Here is a 22,615-nt window from a genome sequence, read left to right as displayed (position 1 = left end):
TCCTCCTCATCAATCTCACCACATATACTATCCATTTTTAAGCTTAAATGGTTGCTAATGAAAGTTCAAGAAATTGGGGTCTCCCATAAAAATAACCCTGAGCAAGGTCTACCTTATTCCGTACCATCACCATAGCCTCATCTTCATTTTCTGTTCCTTCTGCAACAACAAGAGAACCCGTTTCTTTAGCAATGAGCAGCAGACCCTTAAGCATAGATTCTTTCACACGGTTTGAATGAATATTTTGTATAACTGTACGATCGATTTTTATGATATCCGGCAATACTTCTCCTATAATATGCAAACTTGCATAGCCAGCTCCTGTATCATCAATAGCTATTCTAATTCCAAGTGAACGTAAATAGCTGACATTTGATCTTAATAGATGAACTCCTTCAATCGAATCTCTCTCGGTTATTTCAAACACTACCACGGATGGTTCAATCTCATATTTTTTTAATAACATCTCTACATGGCCAGGAAAATTACGTTCTCCCATTGTTATTGGTGTAAAATTGATATAGATATCACCCTCTATATCCGTCATTTGGATGTGTTGAAATACCTTTTCCAACACAATCATTTCAAGAGTAAACAATCTGCCAGTTTGTTTAGCGACTGCAAATAACGTTAACGGATTTTCAAGCTTCGTTCCGGACGGTCCTCTTGATAGCATTTCCCATGCTTTAACCTTACCCGTTTCTACTTCTAAGATAGCCTGTGACATCAAGCGAATCGATTTATCATGGATAATACCAGTAAGCTGATGAATCATATCATTATAATCTGGCTCCACCTCATTACGAGCCATGGAATGAGCTAAAACAAAGGCCCGATTAACCGTTGTTTCAATATTTATATAGGTCCGGTCACAGTACATATATCCACGTCCGATTGTAAGCTCAATTGGCGAATATCTATATATGTCAGATTCCTGTACTGACTGGTGTATATTCCCTATTATATTATCCAACTGGTCAGTTCCTGGTGTGCACAAAGGACTCCTTACATACAAGACAATGCTATCCTGATTAAAATCTTGTACTCCCATAATATTTGTTCTGTAAATATATTTTTTAATAGCTATTTCAAATTCTTTTTTTAAATCATGAAAGAAGGAGTAATAGGCTTGCTCACCAGCCATTTCCTTTAATTCATCCATTTTGCTAATATGAAATACAACAATTGCAATTTCACCTTGATTTCCAAATGCTTTTTTTATCCTTGATACAATTGGGTTTCTTATTGTAAATTTCGGAGGATAGAACAGAAGTCTCGAATCAAGAAGAAAAATGGACATCCACTTACTCCATTTTGTTCCTCCATTATAGGAATGAACCATATTACACAATCCTCTCACAAAAGCATAGTTGGGATTTAACATTAGAGCCTTAAACTTTCAGTATATTCCTATTATATCCTTTTTTTAAAATTTTTTGTTGAAAAATGTTAGAATAAGACTAGAAGTCTCCAGTATAAAAACCATAGGATTTAGAAGAATCAAATGATAATAACAAAATGGAGGAACCCATATGTCCGAGCGATTTTTTCTTTACGATGACACGTATGATACAAAAACTAGATTTGTCAGTTTCATGGGTGAAAACAGCAGAATTGACCTAGCTTTAACCAGAACCGATCGTTTCTATGGAAAAACACTTGTGTTGGATATGCAAGGGAACCGTTTCGCCATTATTGGACCAGACGATTTAGAGGAGCCCGGCTATTTGGAATATGCTTTTTCTATAACGAGTGATGAGGCATTGGAGTGGAAAAAATTCTTAGACGAGGTCATTTAACTCTGCACAGCGGTTAAAATAATAGCCCCTCAATTACGAAGAATTGGGGGCTTTTCACTCACTTTTTAGTTTTCTTTAAAATAAAGTACGAACAGCCAAAGTTACAGTATTCATACAGATATTCTTTGATGGTACTTATTTTATTATCGTAGGATGCTTTCTGATTCTGGTCATCAAAAAACCCTTTAAGGCGAAGTTGTCCATATCCCCAGTCCCCAAGTATATAGTCATAACGGTTCAATATCTCACTAAAACGGCTTTTAAAGGTCTCTTCATTAAACCCGTCTCCATGTTCTTCTACAATCTCATATTGAGTGTTATTAATGGTAATCATTTGTTCACCTCTTACTCATTTATTCCGTAATTTGTTTCCTTATTATATCATTCCCCACATATAACCATGAAGTTTTTTATTTATGATGTGGATTTCTCTAGCCCTCCATTTTCTTTATCCATGTTTACCTACTGTTATTATAATGAGCTACCTTACAGATTTTACAATCACTTTCCAATTTCCTACTAAAATAATCATCCTCATTTATCGGTATACTAACGAACAGTAAAGGAGTGTTCCAAATGTTCTATCGTATATTGATTCTATTCATTCTGGCAGCTTATATCTCCCCCTGCATACCTGTGCAAGCATCAGCCAGTCAAGATGAGCAGCAACTATTAAAAAAACGGATGGAAATGTACAAACGTGTAGAAGACTCCACCCAACTCCCTTGGTACTATATAGCTGCTTTTGATCAATATGAACGAAGTATCAGATTGGCTCGAAAAGACCTATCGGACCCAAATACACTTGGTATTCTAATTCCAGCAGATAAGTGGACCGGAATCTCAAATCCAAATACCAAAGACACTAACCCTTTAACCATTTCTTTTTTTGGTGGCATGGGGATTGATGGTGATCAAGATGGTAAAGCAGATCCCTTTAATGAATATGATCAATTAGCTGCGATAAATCAATATTTACTATCCTATGGAGTAGATAAAGATAACTTCCGTATCGGTATATGGGAATACTATAAAAGAGATCGAGCAGTAAGTATTATTATGAGCAATGCTCAATTATTTAAAAAACATCAAACCATTGATTTGCAGAAAAAAGCTTTTCCTGTTCCACTTGGCAGCCATTATACATATACAAGCACATGGGGAGTTGCCCGTGGCTGGGGTGGCCGTCGTTCTCATGAAGGTACAGATATTTTTGCAGGCTATGGTGTACCCGTAAGATCCACCTGTTATGGAATTATAGAGCTAAAGGGGTGGAATAAATTTGGCGGGTGGAGAATTGGCATTCGTGATATCAATAACACCTATCATTATTTTGCACATCTAAATGGATTTGCAAAAGGGATTGAGGTTGGTCAATTAGTTGAACCAGGCACTCTCCTTGGAGGTGTTGGCAGCTCTGGATATGGTCCCCCCGGTACATCTGGAAAATTCCCTCCTCATCTTCATTATGGGATGTATAAAGAAAACGGCCGCACTGAATGGTCCTTTAATCCATATCCGTATTTAAAGCTTTGGGAAAGAGCTGAAAAAGCCGCGAAGGCAAAGTAAACTAGAAAGGCTTGGGTCCTGTATAAAACAAGATTCAAGCCTTTTTCTATTGAACAGACCCCTATTTTGCAGGTAGTTGGATAGCAGGGGATCCCCCTGTCCCACTCCCATTGAAATAAGTAGGAACATGACCGGACACGACTCTCATTCCCATTGGAATAGTGGTTTTAATCTTCGTCGGCTTTGAAGCAAATGGGATAATAACCTGGGCATGAACTTCAACCTCTAAATAAACCTTAATCAGGGCGTTATTGATTCCGTATGGCTCCAGGGTCGTTTTGACATCACTTTGTATATCACTGATTGTTTCCATTTCCACCGGGATTTTTGGACCAAGATTACCAAGTAAGGCATTATTCGTTGCTTTCCCGAGCGGAACCCCATGTATAATTCCCTTTGAACCATTTTCCTTCACCCTTACTCGATCCTTCAGATAGTCAAAGGATGATAAATTACCATTTTCTATTTCACTTAATTGATTTTGGATAAGCAAAGAGGTTTCCGAACGGATTCTATTAATAATTTCTGTGTTAAACTGGATTCCATCCACAGCTATATCGTCTCCCTGCTTGGGTATATCTGTAATAATTTTGTCCATATCATTATGTGTGGAAAGAGTTTCTTTAATTGCTTGATTAATAACCAAGCTGGTAAGTTTTTTCGTTTCAGATTCTGCATAACGCATCAATGTAGGTTCAATAGCCGCATTCACGATCCAAAGACTGATTAGGCTCGTTCCCATAAAGAACAAAAATGTTATAATAAGGACATGCTTAACCGGCAAGGGACCCCGCATAATAGATCGTTTCCTTTTAATCCGTTTACGTCTATACATAAAAAATCCCCTCCTTACAAGTATACCTATGCTTGTAAGAAGAGGTTTATTAGCTTAATTTCATTGTATGATTGCTGAAGGTTGTATCACATTTTTTAATGGTTACATCCAGCTGTATTTTCAAATCAACTTCATATCTAAATGGGAGCTGCTCACCATTTCTTTCATACACTTCTATGACAGGGCGATCACTGTAGCCTGCATTCTGCCTAGATACGATTCCTTTTCGTCCATCATTTAATTCAACAGTGATGCCGACTGGATAAATGGCAATCGACCTCTTGAATGCATCCACAATCTCCCGATCAAATTTAGTACCTGTACCTGCATACAACAGTTCCAGAGCTTCACTTGGCAGCATCGCTTCCCGATACACACGTTTAGATGTAACAGCATCAAAAACATCTGCTACAGCAATAATTTTAGCCATGTATAAAATTTCATTGTTTTTTAGTCCTCGAGGATACCCGCTGCCATCAAGCCGTTCATGATGCTGATATGCACAATGAGCCACGAGCAATGAAAGATTGTGGACCTGTCTGAGTATATGGAATCCTTCTTCCGAATGCCGTTTAATAATTTGGAACTCACTTTCCAGAAGTTTTCCTGGTTTAAAGAGGATTTCCTCCGGAACGGCCATTTTCCCCACATCATGCAAGATTGAACCAAGTCCCAATGTTTTTAATACATCTGGCTTTAACTTTAATTCCAGACCGATGGCCAGTGAATATAGTGCCACATTTAAAGAGTGGTTAAAAACATAATTGTCAAATGCATAGATATCAGAAATAATATGAAATAAATCCTGATGGCCTTTTAATTCGGCTGTCAGTTGATCAACCTGCTTTGACATAGTCAATGCAGCCTTTTCTATGACTATACTTTTAGATTGCTTGACTTCATTCTTCATATTATCAAAGGTATCTTTAATTGTTACAATAGCTCCTCTTCGGATTTTATCTGAAATGATATCCTCAGGAATTATATGACTGGTTTCTATATCATCAATATAAACATAAGGAATATTATATTTCTGCAGCCGTTTAATCTGCCAATCTGTAATTTGCACACCTTTATGCAACAGGGTACGCCCCTTGATATCAACGATTGGCTTTCCTAAAACGGCACCCGAAGTTAAATAAGCTGTCTGAACGATTCTCATTTTTATACCTCTGTTTAGGAAAAGATTTAATGTCTATAATTTGACATCTTATCCTATATTATAACAGATTAACCTGAAATTATTTTCATTTTTTGGCATATATTATAAAAATTTGTTTTTTAATTACACTATTTCATTAGTTCCGTTAACAAAAAAAGAGCACCCCCTTTAGGAGTTGCTCTACATAAATTGAATTGCATCTTTTCCAAGCATTCCTGGAACAATCCCTCTTCTTTTGGCCTCTTCCGTTACTGATTCGAGCGGAGCATTCAATAATTCCTCTAGGGTACGTACCCCTACCGCTCTTCCGGCAATAATCCTACGTTCGTTGAGCCTTTCATTCAATAATCCAATATCCAGTGCTCCGCACATAATATATCCCTTCTGTCCGGCAATTGCCAGTAGAGATGTCTTTGGAAGCTGTACACTCACACCCTTATATAATTTACCGTCTATTTCAAAGGGCACAAATTCAATCATGAGCACCACCCCTTATTCCAGTACCATTCATAAAGTATATGGCTGCTCACCCTAAAAAATGCCGTTAAGATGCAAGCTGCGCTAATTTCCAGGCAAGAATATCTCTAAGAAATTCTGGCATCAAATAGGTTTTGTTCTCAACCTCTCTGACTTCCGGAAAAAGATGGCCAAACGTAAACATATCAGGGATGGCCACCCTGTACAGCTCCTGTGTATTAATTTGTTTACCATTATGTAACCAACAGCTCTGATTATCCCTATCTATCAATTGAACACCGTCATAAACAAATGCTCCCATTATTTTCCCCCTAAAGCCAAGACCCTTTACTTGCAGATGAGGCCAGTCGGGATTACGAGTCAAATTTAAAATTTGTATTAATTTTTCTCCTGTAATGGTTAATATACATGGATTAATTGGGTGAGGACAAATTTTGTGGATATCATATTTAGTCACATCTTTAGCATCCAAACCATCCAATAGTAGACCTGAATTTAATAAGGCGATGTCCACTTCACACCATTCCTTCACCCCTTGGCAAAGTAATTTAGAAAGATCTGAATCATGAAACCAGTCAGTTTTTAACGGCTGTTCTAGAGTTAGTATCGTTTCATTGAGAGTTGTCTTTCCGATTTCATACAGTTTATCTGCCATCAACTGATCTGCTACCGTTAATCCATCCGATCGCATATCTACAAGACCGGCCCGTGTAGAAATAAATCCTTCATCTATTGTTACTTCTGCATGACCGACGTACATTCCATATTTACCTGCACAACATAAAAGAGTTTGGTTAATCCTTTTTCCACTATGCAAAATATGATGAGTATGCCCTCCAATAATCAGAGAAATTTCCGGATGTTTGGCTGCGATAACCTCATCACTTGGTAAGCCTAAGTGAGATAATAAAATTATAATATCTGCTTTTCCCTTTAATTCATTTATAATACGTTCGACCTCATAAAATGGATCTGTGATGGACCACCCTAGGAGATGATACAATTCAGTAAATGGAGCTGTTACGCCAAAAAAAGCAATACGCCTTCCTTTAGGCGTTACCCTAATATAATATGGCAAAGCCCAGCTAGGTCTGCTTCCATCAGGTTTATAAAGATTGGCAACGGTAACTGGAAATTCGGCTTCCTCATATAAATGATCCAATTCATCATGGGGTAATGTAATTCCCTCGTTATTGCCAATCGTTGCACCGTTTATGCCCGCTTCATTTAATAATTGAATATTTCCTTTTCCCATTGTACCTTCCGTAAAAGGATGAAATCGGTCAACATGATCACCTATATCGAGCTTAAACACAATATCTCCGGCTTCCTCATATGCCGCCTGCTGATTATTCATATATGTTACAATTTTATTCCAATGCTCAAAATGACTATGTATATCATTTATATGAAACAAATGAATTGTTTCCTTCATATTCCCACCTCTAAATTAACGCTTGTACCCCTTCCCAGATCAATTTTATGCCAACTACTACCAGCATGATTCTGAGTGCGATGACCAAGGTTGTACTTTTCATTTTCGTATTTACAAAGGCACCCAATTTTGCTCCAATATATCCACCCGGTATTAGCGCCAATGCATAAAGCCAATTGACATGGCCCTGAAAAATGTGGCTAATGGATCCAATAATGGAAGAGAAGAATATTAACAACATCGATGTCCCGACAGCGACATGGGGAGGAAAATGGAACGCAATCAACATAACCGGTACCATCAAAGAGCCTCCGCCTATCCCAAATAACGAAGAGAGAAAGCCGACCGCAAAAGAGACCAATATGGCGCTACTTTTTTTGTAACCATATTGATGCTCACGCCCTTCCTTATCTATGTATGTACGTGTAACCATCCCGTTGAAATTCTTCTTTTTTGGCTTCAGTTCATTTCTGACCATAAGGAGAAAGGACATGAAAACCATAAGGATTCCAAACAGGATATTAAAGGCATCCACATTTAAATAGGAATTGGCCCATCCTCCAATCAAACTGCCTGGCGCAATCCCAATCAAAAATAAATATGCACTTTTATAGTCCACAGTCTTCTGCTTTAAATAAGCAAGAGTAGAAGACAGCCCCGTAAAAATCAGGGTAAACAGAGAAGTACCCACTGCCATTTGGGGGCTGAGGGCACCGAGGATTCCACCTGATAAAAATAATAGAATCGGAACGATGATAATACCTCCGCCCAATCCAACAAGGGAACCGAAAAAGCCGGCAGCTAACCCCACAATTATTAATAAAATATAACTCATATAATCCGCCTTCCAATGATTTAGTAATAAAGAGACAAAGCTGCTTGATTATAGCTCATCGGTTGTTTATATCATTAATAACACCTCGACGTTATTGCAGAGAAAAATCGTCCAGGCGTATCTGCCTAATAAATCCTTGCGATGTTCCTTCCAACCGCTGGAGGCTTTTAACTTGATTCAGTCGAAGTTTGAACTCCTACTGATTTATCTCACGACCTAATCGAGGTGGGGAGACTTCTGCTGAATCAAGTTAAAACAAATCCATTTGTCTCGGATTTAAATCTTGATAGCTTATCCCGAGCATTTGTTGAAATTCCTTTGCGTTACCAGCGGCGTCTCCACCGGAATTATTGTTAAATAAGACAATGATATCCCTTGTATCCTTTGCTAACTCCTGGATTCTCATTCTCCATTCAAGCAGTTCTTCTTCATTGTATTTATATAAATATCGAACTTCCCGCCAATTTGCATCATTCGGTTTATTCCAGCCATACACATTTCTTCCATGCATCCGCACAAGTGTAACTTCGGAATCGGTTGCAACTGGTACTGTCGGGATTGAACCCTCGCCTGCTTGCGGTTCATCCACAATTGAATGAATCCACCCTTCTTCTTTCATAAAAGACAAGGTTGCTTCACGATATTTCTCACTAAACCATGATTGATTTCTGAATTCCAAGGCCACCTTACAATCGCCCATCATTTCCTTGCAATACCTTAAATAACTGACGTTTTCTTTTTTACAATCAAACCATGGGGGAAATTGAAACAAAACCAAGGCCAGCTTATTCGCGTTACTGTACGGCTTTAAGGAATCCTTAAAAGCATGGAACATGTCTTTTTTTGATTCAAAAGGGATATCGCCACGCTGATGGCCCGTCATTCCTTGATAGGCTTTAACTATAAATTTAAAAGAATCAGGTGTCTCTTTAACCCATTTCTCAGCGTTCCTAATCGGCTGTACCGCGTAAAAGGAGGCATCAACTTCCACTACCGGAAAATGGCTGCTGTACTCAGCCAGCTTATCTTTAGGCTTAATAGTTGAAGGATAAAGGGTATCATGATCACCCCAACCAGTTACACCAATATAAATCATAAAGGATCTCCTCCTACGTCATATAATAGCATATGAATACAGATCCTTGGTGAATGGTGCTCCTTTGTTATGGAGGACTACATTTAATCCTATATACAAAAAAGACGGCACATTTCATGCCGTCTTTTTTACCAGATTATTAAACTCCTTTGTACGCTTCTCTTAAGATTTCTTCCAGTTCACTGATTAGAGGTAATTTTGGATTGGCAGTTGTACATTGGTCTTCAAATGCACGCTCTGCTAATATTTTTACATTTTCCTCAAATCTTTCTTGAGTTATTCCTTGTCCTTTAATGCTCATATCGATTTCCAATGATTTACCCAGCTCAGTGACAGCCTCTATTAATGACTGAACCCCTTCTTCAGTTGTGCTTGCAGGTAGTCCCAGTATTCTGGCTATTTGAGCATATCGCTCATCCGCACAGTAGTATTCATATTTAGGGAAGAGCGCATGTTTTCTTGGACGAATGGCATTGTAACGAATAACATGCGGCATAAGAATTGCATTAGAGCGGCCATGCGGGATATGGAATTCAGCTCCAATCTTATGTGCTAGGCTGTGATTAATACCCAGGAAGGCATTGGAGAAGGCCATCCCTGCCATACAGGATGCATTATGCATTTTCTCACGAGCTTCCTCATTCGCTCCGTCATGGTACGCTGTTTTTAAATTATTAAAGACTAGTTCAATAGCTTTTAAGGCTAAACCATCTGTATAATCATTTGCCATTACAGACACATAAGCCTCAATGGCATGTGTTAAAACGTCCATCCCTGTATCAGCTGTGATATTTTTAGGAACAGTCATGACAAACTGGGAATCCAGGATTGCTACATCCGGTGTTAAGGCATAGTCAGCCAGCGGATACTTTACATTCGTTTCTTTATCCGTAATAACCGCAAATGGCGTTACTTCAGAACCAGTACCGGAAGTGGTCGGGATGGCAACAAATTGGGCTTTTTCACCTAAGTCAGGATATTTATACGTACGTTTCCTGATATCAATGAATTTTTGTTTAATGTTAAAGAATGATGTTTCCGGTTGTTCATAGAATAACCACATGCCCTTCGCTGCATCCAGCGCAGAACCACCGCCCAGAGCGACAATTACATCCGGCTCAAAGCTATGCATTAATTTAGCACCCTTGAATACTGTTTCATCAGATGGATCCGGTTCAACATCCGCAAACATTTCGATTGCTTCAATCCCTTTATTTTTCCATAAATATTCTTTAACAATATCAACATAACCAAGGCTTACCATGCCTGGATCCGTTACAATAAAGGCACGTTTGATTCTTCTCATTTTTGCTAGATACTGTGTGGAATACTTCTCAAAATAAATTTTTGGCGGCAATTTAAACCATTGCATATTATTACGACGCTGTGTCATCATCTTCACGTTAATCAAGTGAGTAGCTGATACATTTTCAGAAACTGAGTTATTTCCATAAGAGCCACAACCAAGTGTTAAAGATGGAATGAAGGCATTATAGATGTCACCAATTCCTCCTTGAGCAGATGGGGAATTTACAATAATACGACATGCTTTCATTTTTATTCCGTATTCCCGTTGGATTTGTTCATTGGTGCTATGAATAACGGCCGAGTGTCCAAGACCACCTAAGTTCAGCATATCCATACATGCACCAAAGCCCTCTTCCGTAGATTTAACACGGATACACGCCAATACCGGACTTAATTTTTCACGAGATAAAGGATATTGTGGACCTGCACCATCAATTTCGGCAATTATTATTTTGGTATGCTCAGGTACTTTAATTCCAGCCATTTCAGCTATCTCATTAGCAGATTTTCCAACAATATGAGCATTAACGGCACATGATTGTTCATCAATAACAAGACGTTCAAGTTTCTTTAATTCTTTATCATTTACAAAATAGCAGTTATTTTTTATAAACTCTTGTTTAACTTCTTCATAGATCTGATCATCTACAATAATAGCTTGCTCAGAGGCACAGATCATGCCGTTATCAAAAGACTTCGATAAAATAACATCATTGACTGCACGTTTTACTTTAGCTGACTTTTCAATATAACAAGGTACGTTACCAGGACCTACACCGAGTGCCGGCTTACCTGTAGAATAAGCTGATTTAACCATTCCTGCTCCGCCTGTCGCAAGCACTAATGCGATATCTTTATGATTCATTAATTGCTTTGTAGCTTCAATGGATGGGTGCTCAATCCATTGAATACATCCTTTAGGAGCACCTGCAGCTACGGCAGCATCATGCAGGACTTGCGCCGCCTTCTTGGAGCATTCTTGTGCTGATGGATGGAAAGCAAATATAATTGGGTTACGTGTCTTAATAGATATTAAAGCTTTAAACATAGTAGTCGAAGTAGGATTCGTAACTGGTGTGACACCTGCAACAATTCCGACAGGCTCTGCAATCTCCATGACACCTGTTTGTTGATCTTCACGAATGACACCAACCGTTTTATCGTATTTAATACTGTGCCAAATATATTCCGTTGCAAACATGTTTTTAGTACATTTATCTTCGTAAATCCCTCTGCCAGTCTCTTCCACCGCCATTTTAGCTAAAAGCATGTGTTGATCAAGACCGGCAATTGCCATTTGATGAACAATCTCATCGATTTTTTCTTGATCAAATGTCTCAAATGTACGCAGGGCCGATTTTCCATTTTCGATTAACTCTTCAATCATCTCAGATACCTTAAGGACTTCTTCTATTTTTTCTTCTTTAACAGCCATTTCAATTTCCTCCTTATAGAAAACCTAGTATTGGTCGTAAATAGTCCCACAGGGATAAAATGCGTCCCTATTAGTGAAAAAAATTACTGAACATCCTATCTGACAATTTAATTTTATCAGATTATTTAAAATCAGTCTGTAAACAATTTGTGAACACCTTCACCTTACAGATTGTGAAATACTTCACATACTTATTATATGCCTGCTTTATGTATTTGTCTAACTGTAGTCATTATTTTTTGAATTTAAGTCCTTTGTCATAGATCCACTTCTATCGGATTGACAGAGAAGTCTTTATATTGACAAAATAATAAACTCAAGTAAAGTAATTCTTAAATAGAACTGAAGGGAGAATGATTCCTATGTACAATAAAGCCCTCTTACTGGCAGGCTTAGTTTTTTCTTTAACTGCATGCTCTTCTGGTAATGAAGAAGAATCGCAAAAACCACTAACAGAAGAAGAAAAAATATATGCCAATAACTGTGCTTCCTGCCATGGCAATGCTTTAGAAGGCTATGCCGGACCAAAGCTTGAGGATATCGGAAATAGTATGAGTAAGGACGAAATCCTGGATATAATCAATAACGGTGCGAAAGGAATGCCTGCAGGAATAATCAAAGGCGAGGATGCAGAGAAAGTTGCTGCATGGCTTGCTGAGAAAAAGTAGAATAGAGATTTAAAGAGAGATATGGAATCAATGGTTTATGGTTTAATGAAAATTAAACAGCACTAAGAAATGCCGTTACCACTACGTAACGGCATTTCTTAGTGTTCTATATAATCCTTTTGTCTATCTTGTACGGCAAATTGTTGCGATGCTAAACCAATACGATTTTCATACATTTTCTGCGCCATAACTTTCTTAGCCATTTGAGCTGCTTCCATATAGTACTCATCGCTTACTGTAGCTTTGATTGAAAATCGTAAGCCATACGGACTGCTATCTAATGAAGATAAGCCATGAACTTGATAGGGTTCGAGATATTCTCCTTTTAAATCAGTTTTGAGATAATGGATTTGCTTTTGGTTGAGTTCATCACATACCTCAGCAAGTAACTCTTCTATTTTTGCAGGATTCTCTTGGAAACTAACAATTACGCTCTCAAAAATTCTTCTCCTTTCAACATTTCCGTTTTCTACTTTGCGAATTTCACCATTTGGAACTGTCATTAGTTTTCCGTTAAGTAATCGGATTTTCACCACTCTAAATCCCATATCCTCTACTGTCCCACCATCTATTTCCCCATTTACGTGGACAAAATCCCCTCGCTGAAATTGTTTTTCGAATATCATAAAAAACCCTGCCAGAAGATCAGTCATAATTTTTTGGGCACCCAGTCCAACTACAATTCCTACCACTCCGCCGGCAACCAGTATATTTTTGATATCCACGAAGGGTTTAATCATGGCAAGAATAATAATAAAGAAACCCAAATAATTAGACGTGTTGCGTACTACAGATTCAATTGTTTGTTCCTTTTTCTCAATCAAAAAATTTGTATGCTTAAAGAACTTGTGAAGAATAAACCTGACGAGATAAATCAAAGCATAGGTGATGATAAAAGTGTATAGGATTGTTAATCCATAACTTTTGAGTTGAGGCCAATCAATGCTGATATAACTTTGTAACCTGTTAATAAAGTCCATATCTATCCTCCCTAATTATAAAAACAATATAAGGATTACTAAATACTACTAAATATTCTGTTATTATCCAAGTGTTATTGTTTAATAAAATCTATTAGACCTATTTAAATAAAATAGAGGCAGATGCTATGGAGTCTAAATTATATGGTTCATGGCTAATATAAGTTGCATTGCTTATTCTTCCTTCGGTAAAGATGGGGCATAGCCGCGTCATAGGTGGCTTCCTCCACCTTTCACACATCCTGCACCTTTACCCCGGTATAGGTGGAGGTGGGGCATAGCTACGCCATAGGTAGGGTATAGGTGATTCCCCTTCAACTTTGGAGACGATAAAAAAAGAATCCGAAAATAAATTCGGATTCTTAATATAGTGGAAAGAGTTGTCTCAGTATTAACCGATAGAACCTTCCATCTCAAATTTAATTAATCTGTTCATTTCAACTGCATATTCCATTGGAAGTTCTTTTGTGAACGGTTCAATGAATCCCATAACGATCATTTCTGTTGCTTCCTGTTCTGAGATACCGCGGCTCATTAAATAGAAGAGCTGCTCTTCAGATACTTTGGAAACTTTCGCTTCATGCTCAAGTGAGATATTATCATTGTGGATTTCATTGTATGGAATCGTATCAGAAGTTGATTGATTATCCATAATGAGTGTATCACACTCGATATTAGAGCGTGCTCCATCAGCCCTTTTACCAAAGTGCACAACCCCACGATAGCTCACTTTACCGCCATGCTGAGAAATTGACTTAGATACAATCGTAGAAGATGTATTTGGAGCTAAGTGAATCATTTTAGCACCTGCATCCTGGTGTTGACCTTTACCTGCAATAGCAATGGAAAGCGTCATACCACGGGCACCCTCACCGCGTAAAATACAAGCTGGATATTTCATGGTAAGCTTGGAGCCGATGTTTCCATCTACCCATTCCATTGTACCGTGAGCATCTACTACTGTACGTTTAGTAACAAGGTTATATACATTGTTTGCCCAGTTTTGGATTGTTGTGTAACGGCAATAAGCATTTTCTTTAACAATGATTTCAACAACAGCACTGTGAAGTGAATTTGTTGTATAAACAGGAGCCGTACAGCCTTCTACATAATGTACGGACGCATCTTTATCAACGATGATTAAAGTACGCTCAAACTGACCCATGTTTTCAGAGTTAATACGGAAATATGCTTGCAATGGTGTATCTACTTTAATACCTGGTGGGACATAGATAAATGATCCACCGGACCAAACTGCAGAGTTCAATGCAGCAAATTTATTATCAGATGGCGGAATTACTTTAGCAAAGTGTTCACGGAAAAGATCTTCATTTTCACGTAAAGCGGAATCTGTATCTTTGAATACGATTCCCATTGCTTCCAGGTCTTCCTTCATATTATGGTACACAACCTCGGATTCATATTGAGCTGATACACCGGCTAGGTATTTTTGTTCAGCTTCAGGAATACCAAGTTTATCGAATGTACGTTTAATTTCCTCAGGAACTTCATCCCATGATTTCTCGGACTTCTCAGATGGTTTTACATAATACGTAATCTCATCAAAGTTTAAATCTGAAAGATTGCCTCCCCATTGTGGCATTGGCATGTTATAAAAATGTTCAAGAGACTTCAAGCGGAAGTCAAGCATCCATTGTGGTTCGTTCTTCATACGAGAGATTTCTTCAACAATCCCTTTAGTTAAACCGCGTTTAGAACGAAAGATGGAAACGTCCTTATCATGAAAGCCATATTTATAATCACCGATATCAGGCATTTTTTTAGCCATCGATCGCTTCCTCCTTCTTACTTAGTTCTAGCTGTTTTTCACTCTCAGCTAAAACATGTCATTTTAGTTTTCGTTAAGCCCTTTTTCCATAGCTTTCCAAGCAAGTGTCGCACACTTAATACGTGCTGGAAATTTACTCACACCTTGAAGGGCCTCTATATCACCAAGATCAAGATCGCCTTCGTCATATTCCTTGCCCTGTATCATGTTCGAAAATATACCAGCAAGCTTTAATGCTTCCTCACTGCTTTTGCCTTTGACGATTTGAGTCATCATGGAAGCTGATGACATAGAGATGGAACAACCTTCTCCATCAAACTTTGCATCTTGCACAATACCATCCTCTACTTTAAGTGTAAGATGAATACGATCTCCACAAGTAGGGTTATTCATATCTATCACAAGACTGCCGTCTTCCAGGCTTCCTTTATTTCGTGGATTTTTATAGTGATCCATGATCACTTGCCTGTAAAGGGTATCTAAATTATTAGAAGCCATTACTGAAATACTCCTTTGTTTTAACGAGTCCTTCGACTAAACGGTCGATATCTTGTTCTGTATTATATACATAAAAACTTGCTCTCGCCGTAGACGAAGCTTTTAACCATTTCATAAGCGGTTGTGCACAGTGATGCCCGGCACGAATAGCTATTCCATCTGCATCCAGAACGGTAGCGACATCATGCGGATGAACATCCTCAAGGTTAAAAGTTACTACACCAGCTCTTGATTCCGGATTTTTAGGTCCATAGATTTGGAGCCCCTCTATACTTGATAATTTATCAAGTGCATAAGCAGCAAGCTTATGCTCATGCGCCTCTACATTATCAAGACCAATCTCATTCAAGAAATCAATTGCAGCTCCAAGTCCAATGGCACCTGCAATGATTGGAGTACCGCCTTCAAATTTCCAAGGCAGCTCTTTCCATGTAGAATCCTGCAATCCCACAAAATCAATCATCTCTCCGCCAAATTCGATTGGTTCCATATTCTCGAGGTATTCCTTTTTCCCGTACATGACACCAATGCCAGTTGGTCCACACATTTTATGTGCAGAAAAGGCAAAGAAATCACAGTCAAGATCCTGAACATCCACTTTCAAATGCGGAGTGCTTTGCGCACCATCTACAACCATTACTGCTCCATTTTCATGGGCAATTTTCGCAATTTCTTTAACCGGATTGATGACACCAAGCACATTCGATACGTGCATAACTGAAACGATTTTCGTGTTTGAAGTAATCACTTCTTTGACTGTTTCAAGTGAAATAGTACCGTCTTCTTCAAGCGGGATATATTTCAATGTCGCACCGGTTGCTTTAGCTACTTGCTGCCATGGAATGATATTACTATGATGTTCCATCATACTGATAACAATTTCATCACCAGCTTTTAGGTTAGCTTTCCCGTAGCTGGCAGCAATTGTATTAATCGAAGTCGTTGTCCCTCTTGTAAAGACAACTTCTTCGATGGATTTCGCATTAATGAACTTTCTTACCTTTTCACGTGCTCCCTCATAAGCATCCGTGGCCATCGTTCCAAGTGTGTGAACACCACGGTGTACATTAGAGTTATACCGCTTGTAATACTCATCAATAGTCTGAATAACGGATGCTGGCTTCTGCGAAGTTGCGGCACTGTCCAGATATACTAATGAATGACCATTGACTTTCTCATTTAAAATTGGGAAAAGTTCTTTAATATTCGTTGGAATCATTATTTAACTTTCCTTTCAATTACCTCAGTCAACTGCTTTTTAACAGCTTCAACAGGTAATTGATTTACTACTGGGGCAAGGAACCCATGGATAATTAAACGTTCTGCTTCTGTTTTACTGATCCCTCTGCTCATTAAATAATAAAGCTGAATTGGATCCACACGGCCTACAGAAGCTGCGTGTCCAGCTGTTACATCATCTTCATCAATTAACAGAATAGGGTTTGCATCCCCACGTGCTTTCGGACTAAGCATTAATACTCTGGATTCCTGTACAGCATCAGCTTTAGTGGCACCATGTTCAATCTTACCGATACCATTAAAAATGGAGGATGCTTCATCCTTCATAACACCGTGCTTCAGGATATATCCATTTGAGTTTTTACCAAAATGAACAACTTTAGTTGTAAAGTTTTGAGTTTGTTTACCAGTACCAACCACTACTGTTTTAGTATCACCATATGAACCATTACCATGTAGGTTTGTAATATTCTCTGAAATAGTATTACCATCGTTCATTAAGCCCAATGCCCATTCCACTCGTCCATCATTTCCTACATATGCATTACGGTTTACATAGGTTTTCATATCTTTAGATAATGTATCAACTGCACCATATTTAACGACCGCATTGTTGCCGACGATAACCTCAGAAATGATATTTCCAATAGTCTCTTTGCCGTCAACCAATGAAATATAGTTTTCAACGTACGTTACGGAGCTGCTCTCTTCAGCAACAACAAGTACGTGATTATATAATTCAGTCTCAGCATTATCAATCATGAAGATAGCCTGGATGGGTTCTTCAATAACCACGTTGCGTGGGATATAAAGAAAAGCTCCACCATTAAAGAGTGCTGCATGTAAAGCTGTAAGCTTATTCGTTTTTACAGGAACACTTGTAGTCATGAAGTATTTTTGCAAAAGTTCAGGATGTTCTTTAGCAGCAGTCCTGATATCTGTAAAAATAACACCTTTATCTTTAAGTTCCTGAGATACTGTCAAATAAGCAGCTGTATTGTTTCGTTGTACATACAAACTTCTGTTCTCATCAGGATTGATCAGCTTTTTCACGTCTTCAGCAAGTTCATCAATAGATGTAAATGTCTCGCTTGCAACGGAGTTCACTTTCATATCCTCTAATTGCCATTTATCAATCTTCGTTTTATCAGGTCTCGGCATAGGTAGCTCAGCTGAGGCAGAAAGGGCGTCTAAACGGAAGCTTTCAAGCCAGGCAAGCTCACTATGTGCTTTTGAAAAAGATGATACAACATCTTTTTCGAGTAATGTAGTTTCGATTGTCATAACGATCCTCCTATTGCTTATGCTTCAATTCCTACTGTTTCGTCTTCAATACCTAATTCTTTTTTAATCCAGTCATATCCTTCTGCTTCTAAGCGTTGCGCTAGTTCTGCTCCACCGGATTTCACGATTTTACCTTGCATCATTACGTGAACATAATCTGGAGTAATGTAGTTCAATAAGCGTTGATAGTGAGTAATCATTAGGCAGCCAAAATCTTCGTTTCTCATTTGGTTGATTCCTTTGGAAACAACTTTCAGCGCATCAATATCTAAACCGGAGTCGATTTCATCAAGAATCGCAATGGCTGGTTGCAGCATTAATAATTGAAGGATTTCATTACGTTTCTTTTCACCGCCGGAAAAGCCTTCATTTAAATAACGTTGAGCCATATCTTGATCCATTTCTAATAGATCCATTTTTTTATCCATTTCTTTAATGAATTTCATTAAGGAAATTTCGTCTCCTTCTTCACGTTTACTGTTAATAGCAGAACGCATGAAGTCGGCATTAGTAACCCCAGTAATTTCACTTGGGTATTGCATTGCTAAAAATAGACCGGCACGAGCACGTTCGTCAACTTCCATTTCAAGAACATCTTCACCGTCCATTGTGATGGAACCACTTGTTACTTCATATTTTGGGTGACCCATGATAGCAGATGACAATGTAGATTTTCCTGTACCATTTGGCCCCATAATTGCATGGATTTCTCCACCTTTAACTTCAAGGTTTACCCCTTTAAGAATCTCTTTACCTTCTATTGAAACATGTAAATCTTTAATTGTAAGAACTGAACCAGCCATTCTTATACCTCCAATATATAGTCATCTAAAGTTTTAGATTATTTCTATTCTCAATTTATTCTCATTACAATCTTATAACAAATCAAATCTAGATTCAACTTTTTGAAACGAGAAAATTACATAAAATGGACATAATATTTTAACATAATACTTAGCTTTACTGACATTATAATGTTAATTTTCACGAAAGAAAAGAACCAGCATGATCTTTACCAACCACCCTGATTTTAAAGACGGCAGTAACATTTTTGCACTAATTGAAAACATAAAAACAGGTAGAAGGAGAAATTGATTTTTCTTCCGCTACCTGTTTTTATGATTATCACTTTTAGAATTATTCACTTTATCACTTGATTCATTTACCCATGTACTCTTCTATTCACATCATTTAAGATTTGATTACTCTTCATATAACTACGTTCACGCTTCTCTTCTACTTTCATACGCACTTCAAGATTCTGACTGTAAACTTCATAGCCAACTCCATGTGCCTGCCTCATCGCTTTTTCCATTTCATCTGTTACTCTAAGCTGTAACTGATTGTCAAAGATAATGAATCATTCCTTTCCATTTATTATAATAAGGGTATCACTTTGCAGAAGAACCCTCAAAGTCTATATACCACACTGAGCACATCTTAAAAGTGATATTGCGTATTTCTTCTAGGAAATCCTTGATTATCCTGAAAAATAATACCAGAGAAGAAAATAATTCATTGGAAAAGCATCTTATAATACACCTATTATATGATAAAAAAGGTGCAGCTAAATGAATAGCTGCACCTTTTTTGTCTATTATTTATTTGATGGGATAACGGACCCTTTGTAGTTTTCATTAATGAAATCCTGGATATCTTTAGAATGAAGAACTTCAACCAATGTTTTAATTTCTTCCTTATTCTTATCCTCAGATCTAACAGCAATAATGTTTACGTATGGATTATTATCAGCACTTTCCAATGCAATCGCATCCTCAGCTGGTACAAGATCCGCTTCAATGGCATAGTTGGAATTAATCAGTACTGCATCGCCTTCATCATTATTGTAAACCTGCGTAAGCATAGGTGCTTCAATATCCGTTTTAAACTTTAAATTCTTCGGATTTTCCGCAATATCATCCACAGTTGCTTTAGTTTTATCAATGCCTTCTTTTAGCTTTATTAAGCCTTCTGTTTCCAGCATAGATAACATACGTCCATGATCAGCTACTGAGCTGCTCATAATGATGCTTGCGCCTTTTGGTAGGTCATCCAGGCTGTCGTATTTTTTAGAATAAACACCAATCGGTTCAATATGGATTCCGCCTGCATTGGCGAAATCATACCCATTATCCTTCACTTGACTCTCAAAATAAGGGATGTGTTGGAAATAGTTAGCGTCAATTGAGCCATCTTCCAATGCTTTATTCGGCATTACATAGTCTGTAAATACTTCAACTTCAAGTTTAATACCTTTTTCTTCAAGAAGAGTTGCTGCTTCTTCCAATATTTCTGCATGTGGAACATTTGATGCGCCAATTTTAATCGTTTTTAGTTCTTTGTCCCCGGAATTGGATTCATCTCCTGATCCACCGCAGGCTGCCAATAATAGGGTTAATCCTAAAACAAGTATGAACGATAACTTTTTCACTTTGGTTTCCTCCCTAGCGCTTATCTAATTTTCTTGTTATAAAATCTCCAATAAATTGGAGAATAAACACAATAATCAATACTAAAATAGTAGCAACAATCGTGACATCTGTCTGTCCGCGGCTAAACCCTTCCAAATAGGCAAGGTTTCCAAGTCCGCCCGCACCAATCATACCTGCCATCGCTGTATAACCTACAAGCGCAATTGCCGTAACTGTGATACCAGAAACAAGTGCAGGCAGAGATTCAGGAATTAGCACCTTCCATATGATTGTAAAGGAAGTGGCCCCCATCGATCTTGCTGCTTCGATTACACCTTTATCAATTTCACGCAATCCAATCTCAACCATTCGCGCATAGAATGGAGCAGCACCTATAATTAAAGCTGGCAAAGCCGCATTGACACCGATAATACTTCCTACTAATGCCTTTGTGAAAGGAATTAACAACACGATTAGAATAATGAATGGAATGGAACGGAATATGTTAACGAAAGCACCTACAATTCCGTAAATCACTTTGTTTTCCCACATATTCCCCTTTGAGGTCAAGAATAATAGCAGACCCAATATAATTCCAAGGAAAAAAGTTGCGATTAATGAGACACCTGTCATATACAAGGTTTCCCATGTCTTTTCATAAATTCGTTCCCAAACTACATTTGGTAATAATGTTTCCATCATTCTGAAATCACCTCCACACCAATTTCCTGATTGTGGAGATAGTCAATCGCTTTCGCCACTTCAGCAGCATCACCGTCTACATGAATAAATAACGTTCCATAGGACCCGTGCTGAGTCTGCGAAATTTTACCCTGTAATATGTTTACATTGATTTTGTAAGAGCGGATAACCTCTGATAAAACAGGGGTTTCAGCTGATTCGCCAATAAAGGATAATTGTACAACTTTCCCCGTCGGATATTCAGCAAGCAAATGCTCAATCGTCTCTTTCGTTTCTTCTGGCTCAGTCACTTGCTGTACAAATCGTTTAGTAATCGGAGCATTTGGTTTTTTAAATACATCAAGTACTTTTCCGCTCTCGACCACTTTCCCCATCTCCATCACAGCAACGCGATGACAGATTTTACGAATAACATGCATTTCATGTGTAATTAATACGATTGTCAAGCCAAGTCTTTTATTTATATCAACGAGCAAATCCAAAATATCGTCTGTAGTCTGAGGATCAAGTGCTGATGTCGCCTCGTCACAAAGAAGAACCTGTGGATTGTTCGCTAATGCGCGCGCTATACCGACCCGCTGCTTCTGACCGCCGCTCAACTGAGATGGATAAGCATTTTCACGGCCATCTAATCCTACCAGACTTACCAGTTCCTTCACTCTTTCTTTACGTACCTTGCTTGGTACGCCCGCAATTTCTAAAGGAAACTCTATATTTTCGCTGACTGTCCTTGACCAGAGGAGATTAAAGTGTTGAAAAATCATACTTATTTCCATTCTGGCTTTTCTTAATTCAGCGCCTTTTATAGCAGCCATATCTTTGCCTGCCACCAAGACACTGCCTTCTGTTGGCTTCTCTAAACCGTTCAGCATTCTAATGAGGGTACTTTTTCCCGCACCGCTGTACCCAATAATTCCAAAGATCTCGCCTTTTTCAATAGATAATGAGACTTGATCCACTGCTTTGACAGCTGATGAACGTTTAAATGTTCCTGAGAAGGTCTTCGATACATCACGTAATGTAATCATGAAAAGTTCACCTGCTCTTTCTATCAACCTATAATTAAAGAATAACTTCAGTTAAACAAAAATGC

The 22,615-nt window shown here is 38.2% G+C and carries 22 protein-coding genes; 3 read left to right on the top strand and 19 right to left on the bottom strand.

Features of this window, described 5'->3' with window-relative positions; translation table 11 throughout:
* Positions 1-43: 43 nt before the first annotated feature.
* The gene (locus tag AC4G3N_RS11975; RefSeq protein WP_491090263.1) at positions 44-1,342 is read right to left on the bottom strand and encodes an EAL domain-containing protein; all 1,299 of its coding nucleotides are present in this window, start codon (positions 1,340-1,342) and stop codon (positions 44-46) included.
* A gap of 190 nt (positions 1,343-1,532) precedes the next feature.
* Here AC4G3N_RS11975 and AC4G3N_RS11970 point away from each other — a divergent pair, with 190 nt between their 5' ends.
* Positions 1,533-1,799: a DUF3055 domain-containing protein gene (locus tag AC4G3N_RS11970; RefSeq protein ID WP_066106537.1), complete on the top strand. Its 267-nt coding sequence runs from the start codon at positions 1,533-1,535 to the stop codon at positions 1,797-1,799.
* Between the two features lie 58 nt (positions 1,800-1,857).
* Here the strand turns inward: AC4G3N_RS11970 and AC4G3N_RS11965 are convergent, their stop codons facing one another.
* Positions 1,858-2,133, bottom strand: a complete 276-nt coding sequence (locus AC4G3N_RS11965; RefSeq protein WP_066106535.1) for a YutD family protein — start codon at positions 2,131-2,133, stop codon at positions 1,858-1,860.
* 242 nt (positions 2,134-2,375) lie between these two features.
* Between AC4G3N_RS11965 and AC4G3N_RS11960 the strand changes: the two genes are divergently transcribed.
* A complete protein-coding gene (locus AC4G3N_RS11960; RefSeq protein ID WP_066106532.1) occupies positions 2,376-3,368 on the top strand; it encodes a M23 family metallopeptidase in 993 nt (330 codons plus the stop codon).
* Positions 3,369-3,429: 61 nt separating this feature from the next.
* Here the strand turns inward: AC4G3N_RS11960 and yunB are convergent, their stop codons facing one another.
* The 7 genes from yunB to adhE form a co-directional block, all read right to left on the bottom strand.
* Positions 3,430-4,203, bottom strand: coding sequence for a sporulation protein YunB (yunB, locus tag AC4G3N_RS11955; RefSeq protein WP_491090262.1), 774 nt, complete (start codon positions 4,201-4,203; stop codon positions 3,430-3,432).
* 49 nt (positions 4,204-4,252) lie between these two features.
* Entirely contained in the window at positions 4,253-5,365 is a 1,113-nt protein-coding gene (locus AC4G3N_RS11950; protein ID WP_491090261.1) for an HD-GYP domain-containing protein, read from the bottom strand.
* A 180-nt stretch (positions 5,366-5,545) separates the two neighbouring features.
* Positions 5,546-5,845 (bottom strand): YunC family protein, encoded by a 300-nt coding sequence (locus tag AC4G3N_RS11945; protein ID WP_066106526.1) that lies wholly within the window; start codon positions 5,843-5,845, stop codon positions 5,546-5,548.
* A 64-nt stretch (positions 5,846-5,909) separates the two neighbouring features.
* Complete coding sequence (locus AC4G3N_RS11940) at positions 5,910-7,277, bottom strand: bifunctional metallophosphatase/5'-nucleotidase (RefSeq protein WP_490558753.1); 1,368 nt, start codon at positions 7,275-7,277, stop codon at positions 5,910-5,912.
* Positions 7,278-7,287: 10 nt separating this feature from the next.
* Positions 7,288-8,112, bottom strand: coding sequence for a sulfite exporter TauE/SafE family protein (locus AC4G3N_RS11935; RefSeq protein ID WP_491090260.1), 825 nt, complete (start codon positions 8,110-8,112; stop codon positions 7,288-7,290).
* Between the two features lie 250 nt (positions 8,113-8,362).
* Positions 8,363-9,208, bottom strand: coding sequence for a DUF72 domain-containing protein (locus AC4G3N_RS11930; protein WP_491090259.1), 846 nt, complete (start codon positions 9,206-9,208; stop codon positions 8,363-8,365).
* Positions 9,209-9,347: 139 nt separating this feature from the next.
* Positions 9,348-11,951, bottom strand: coding sequence for a bifunctional acetaldehyde-CoA/alcohol dehydrogenase (gene adhE, locus AC4G3N_RS11925; RefSeq protein WP_140461725.1), 2,604 nt, complete (start codon positions 11,949-11,951; stop codon positions 9,348-9,350).
* 362 nt (positions 11,952-12,313) lie between these two features.
* Between adhE and AC4G3N_RS11920 the strand changes: the two genes are divergently transcribed.
* Entirely contained in the window at positions 12,314-12,619 is a 306-nt protein-coding gene (locus AC4G3N_RS11920; RefSeq protein ID WP_490552409.1) for a c-type cytochrome, read from the top strand.
* A 98-nt stretch (positions 12,620-12,717) separates the two neighbouring features.
* Here AC4G3N_RS11920 and AC4G3N_RS11915 read toward each other — a convergent pair whose 3' ends face one another.
* From AC4G3N_RS11915 to AC4G3N_RS11870, 10 genes are all read right to left on the bottom strand, one after another.
* Positions 12,718-13,599, bottom strand: a complete 882-nt coding sequence (locus tag AC4G3N_RS11915; RefSeq protein ID WP_148630705.1) for a mechanosensitive ion channel family protein — start codon at positions 13,597-13,599, stop codon at positions 12,718-12,720.
* A gap of 391 nt (positions 13,600-13,990) precedes the next feature.
* Positions 13,991-15,388, bottom strand: coding sequence for a Fe-S cluster assembly protein SufB (sufB, locus tag AC4G3N_RS11910; RefSeq protein WP_066106507.1), 1,398 nt, complete (start codon positions 15,386-15,388; stop codon positions 13,991-13,993).
* Between the two features lie 63 nt (positions 15,389-15,451).
* A complete protein-coding gene (sufU, locus tag AC4G3N_RS11905) occupies positions 15,452-15,886 on the bottom strand; it encodes a Fe-S cluster assembly sulfur transfer protein SufU (protein ID WP_066106504.1) in 435 nt (144 codons plus the stop codon).
* Positions 15,876-17,105 carry a cysteine desulfurase gene (locus tag AC4G3N_RS11900; protein ID WP_140461728.1) on the bottom strand — a complete coding sequence of 410 codons (1,230 nt, stop codon included), beginning with the start codon at positions 17,103-17,105 and terminating at the stop codon, positions 15,876-15,878. Before AC4G3N_RS11900 ends, sufU begins: the two co-directional genes overlap by 11 nt.
* Entirely contained in the window at positions 17,105-18,409 is a 1,305-nt protein-coding gene (gene sufD / locus AC4G3N_RS11895) for a Fe-S cluster assembly protein SufD (RefSeq protein ID WP_491090258.1), read from the bottom strand. Before sufD ends, AC4G3N_RS11900 begins: the two co-directional genes overlap by 1 nt.
* Before the next feature lie 17 nt (positions 18,410-18,426).
* Positions 18,427-19,212 (bottom strand): Fe-S cluster assembly ATPase SufC, encoded by a 786-nt coding sequence (sufC, locus tag AC4G3N_RS11890; RefSeq protein WP_066106490.1) that lies wholly within the window; start codon positions 19,210-19,212, stop codon positions 18,427-18,429.
* Positions 19,213-19,571: 359 nt separating this feature from the next.
* Positions 19,572-19,724, bottom strand: coding sequence for a YuzK family famiily protein (locus AC4G3N_RS11885; RefSeq protein WP_175354290.1), 153 nt, complete (start codon positions 19,722-19,724; stop codon positions 19,572-19,574).
* Positions 19,725-20,006: 282 nt separating this feature from the next.
* Positions 20,007-20,840: a MetQ/NlpA family ABC transporter substrate-binding protein gene (locus AC4G3N_RS11880; protein WP_066106487.1), complete on the bottom strand. Its 834-nt coding sequence runs from the start codon at positions 20,838-20,840 to the stop codon at positions 20,007-20,009.
* 13 nt (positions 20,841-20,853) lie between these two features.
* Positions 20,854-21,522, bottom strand: coding sequence for a methionine ABC transporter permease (locus AC4G3N_RS11875; protein ID WP_066106484.1), 669 nt, complete (start codon positions 21,520-21,522; stop codon positions 20,854-20,856).
* Complete coding sequence (locus AC4G3N_RS11870; protein WP_066106481.1) at positions 21,519-22,550, bottom strand: methionine ABC transporter ATP-binding protein; 1,032 nt, start codon at positions 22,548-22,550, stop codon at positions 21,519-21,521. Before AC4G3N_RS11870 ends, AC4G3N_RS11875 begins: the two co-directional genes overlap by 4 nt.
* Between the last annotated feature and the right edge of the window lie 65 nt (positions 22,551-22,615).

It is taken from the genome of Bacillus sp. z50, from assembly GCF_058313585.1.
The sequence above is the reverse complement of the archived record's forward strand: the minus strand, read 5'-3'. Positions and strand labels throughout refer to the sequence as shown.

What these genes read in the sequence shown, in the direction of transcription:
- AC4G3N_RS11975 (WP_491090263.1), bottom strand. Translation starts at nt 1,342, where the DNA reads ATGGTTCATTCCTATAATGGAGGAACAAAATGGAGTAAGTGGATGTCC.
- AC4G3N_RS11970 (WP_066106537.1), top strand. Translation starts at nt 1,533, where the DNA reads ATGTCCGAGCGATTTTTTCTTTACGATGACACGTATGATACAAAAACT.
- AC4G3N_RS11965 (WP_066106535.1), bottom strand. Translation starts at nt 2,133, where the DNA reads ATGATTACCATTAATAACACTCAATATGAGATTGTAGAAGAACATGGA.
- AC4G3N_RS11960 (WP_066106532.1), top strand. Translation starts at nt 2,376, where the DNA reads ATGTTCTATCGTATATTGATTCTATTCATTCTGGCAGCTTATATCTCC.
- yunB (WP_491090262.1), bottom strand. Translation starts at nt 4,203, where the DNA reads ATGTATAGACGTAAACGGATTAAAAGGAAACGATCTATTATGCGGGGT.
- AC4G3N_RS11950 (WP_491090261.1), bottom strand. Translation starts at nt 5,365, where the DNA reads ATGAGAATCGTTCAGACAGCTTATTTAACTTCGGGTGCCGTTTTAGGA.
- AC4G3N_RS11945 (WP_066106526.1), bottom strand. Translation starts at nt 5,845, where the DNA reads ATGATTGAATTTGTGCCCTTTGAAATAGACGGTAAATTATATAAGGGT.
- AC4G3N_RS11940 (WP_490558753.1), bottom strand. Translation starts at nt 7,277, where the DNA reads ATGAAGGAAACAATTCATTTGTTTCATATAAATGATATACATAGTCAT.
- AC4G3N_RS11935 (WP_491090260.1), bottom strand. Translation starts at nt 8,112, where the DNA reads ATGAGTTATATTTTATTAATAATTGTGGGGTTAGCTGCCGGCTTTTTC.
- AC4G3N_RS11930 (WP_491090259.1), bottom strand. Translation starts at nt 9,208, where the DNA reads ATGATTTATATTGGTGTAACTGGTTGGGGTGATCATGATACCCTTTAT.
- adhE (WP_140461725.1), bottom strand. Translation starts at nt 11,951, where the DNA reads ATGGCTGTTAAAGAAGAAAAAATAGAAGAAGTCCTTAAGGTATCTGAG.
- AC4G3N_RS11920 (WP_490552409.1), top strand. Translation starts at nt 12,314, where the DNA reads ATGTACAATAAAGCCCTCTTACTGGCAGGCTTAGTTTTTTCTTTAACT.
- AC4G3N_RS11915 (WP_148630705.1), bottom strand. Translation starts at nt 13,599, where the DNA reads ATGGACTTTATTAACAGGTTACAAAGTTATATCAGCATTGATTGGCCT.
- sufB (WP_066106507.1), bottom strand. Translation starts at nt 15,388, where the DNA reads ATGGCTAAAAAAATGCCTGATATCGGTGATTATAAATATGGCTTTCAT.
- sufU (WP_066106504.1), bottom strand. Translation starts at nt 15,886, where the DNA reads ATGGCTTCTAATAATTTAGATACCCTTTACAGGCAAGTGATCATGGAT.
- AC4G3N_RS11900 (WP_140461728.1), bottom strand. Translation starts at nt 17,105, where the DNA reads ATGATTCCAACGAATATTAAAGAACTTTTCCCAATTTTAAATGAGAAA.
- sufD (WP_491090258.1), bottom strand. Translation starts at nt 18,409, where the DNA reads ATGACAATCGAAACTACATTACTCGAAAAAGATGTTGTATCATCTTTT.
- sufC (WP_066106490.1), bottom strand. Translation starts at nt 19,212, where the DNA reads ATGGCTGGTTCAGTTCTTACAATTAAAGATTTACATGTTTCAATAGAA.
- AC4G3N_RS11885 (WP_175354290.1), bottom strand. Translation starts at nt 19,724, where the DNA reads ATGGAAAAAGCGATGAGGCAGGCACATGGAGTTGGCTATGAAGTTTAC.
- AC4G3N_RS11875 (WP_066106484.1), bottom strand. Translation starts at nt 21,522, where the DNA reads ATGATGGAAACATTATTACCAAATGTAGTTTGGGAACGAATTTATGAA.
- AC4G3N_RS11870 (WP_066106481.1), bottom strand. Translation starts at nt 22,550, where the DNA reads ATGATTACATTACGTGATGTATCGAAGACCTTCTCAGGAACATTTAAA.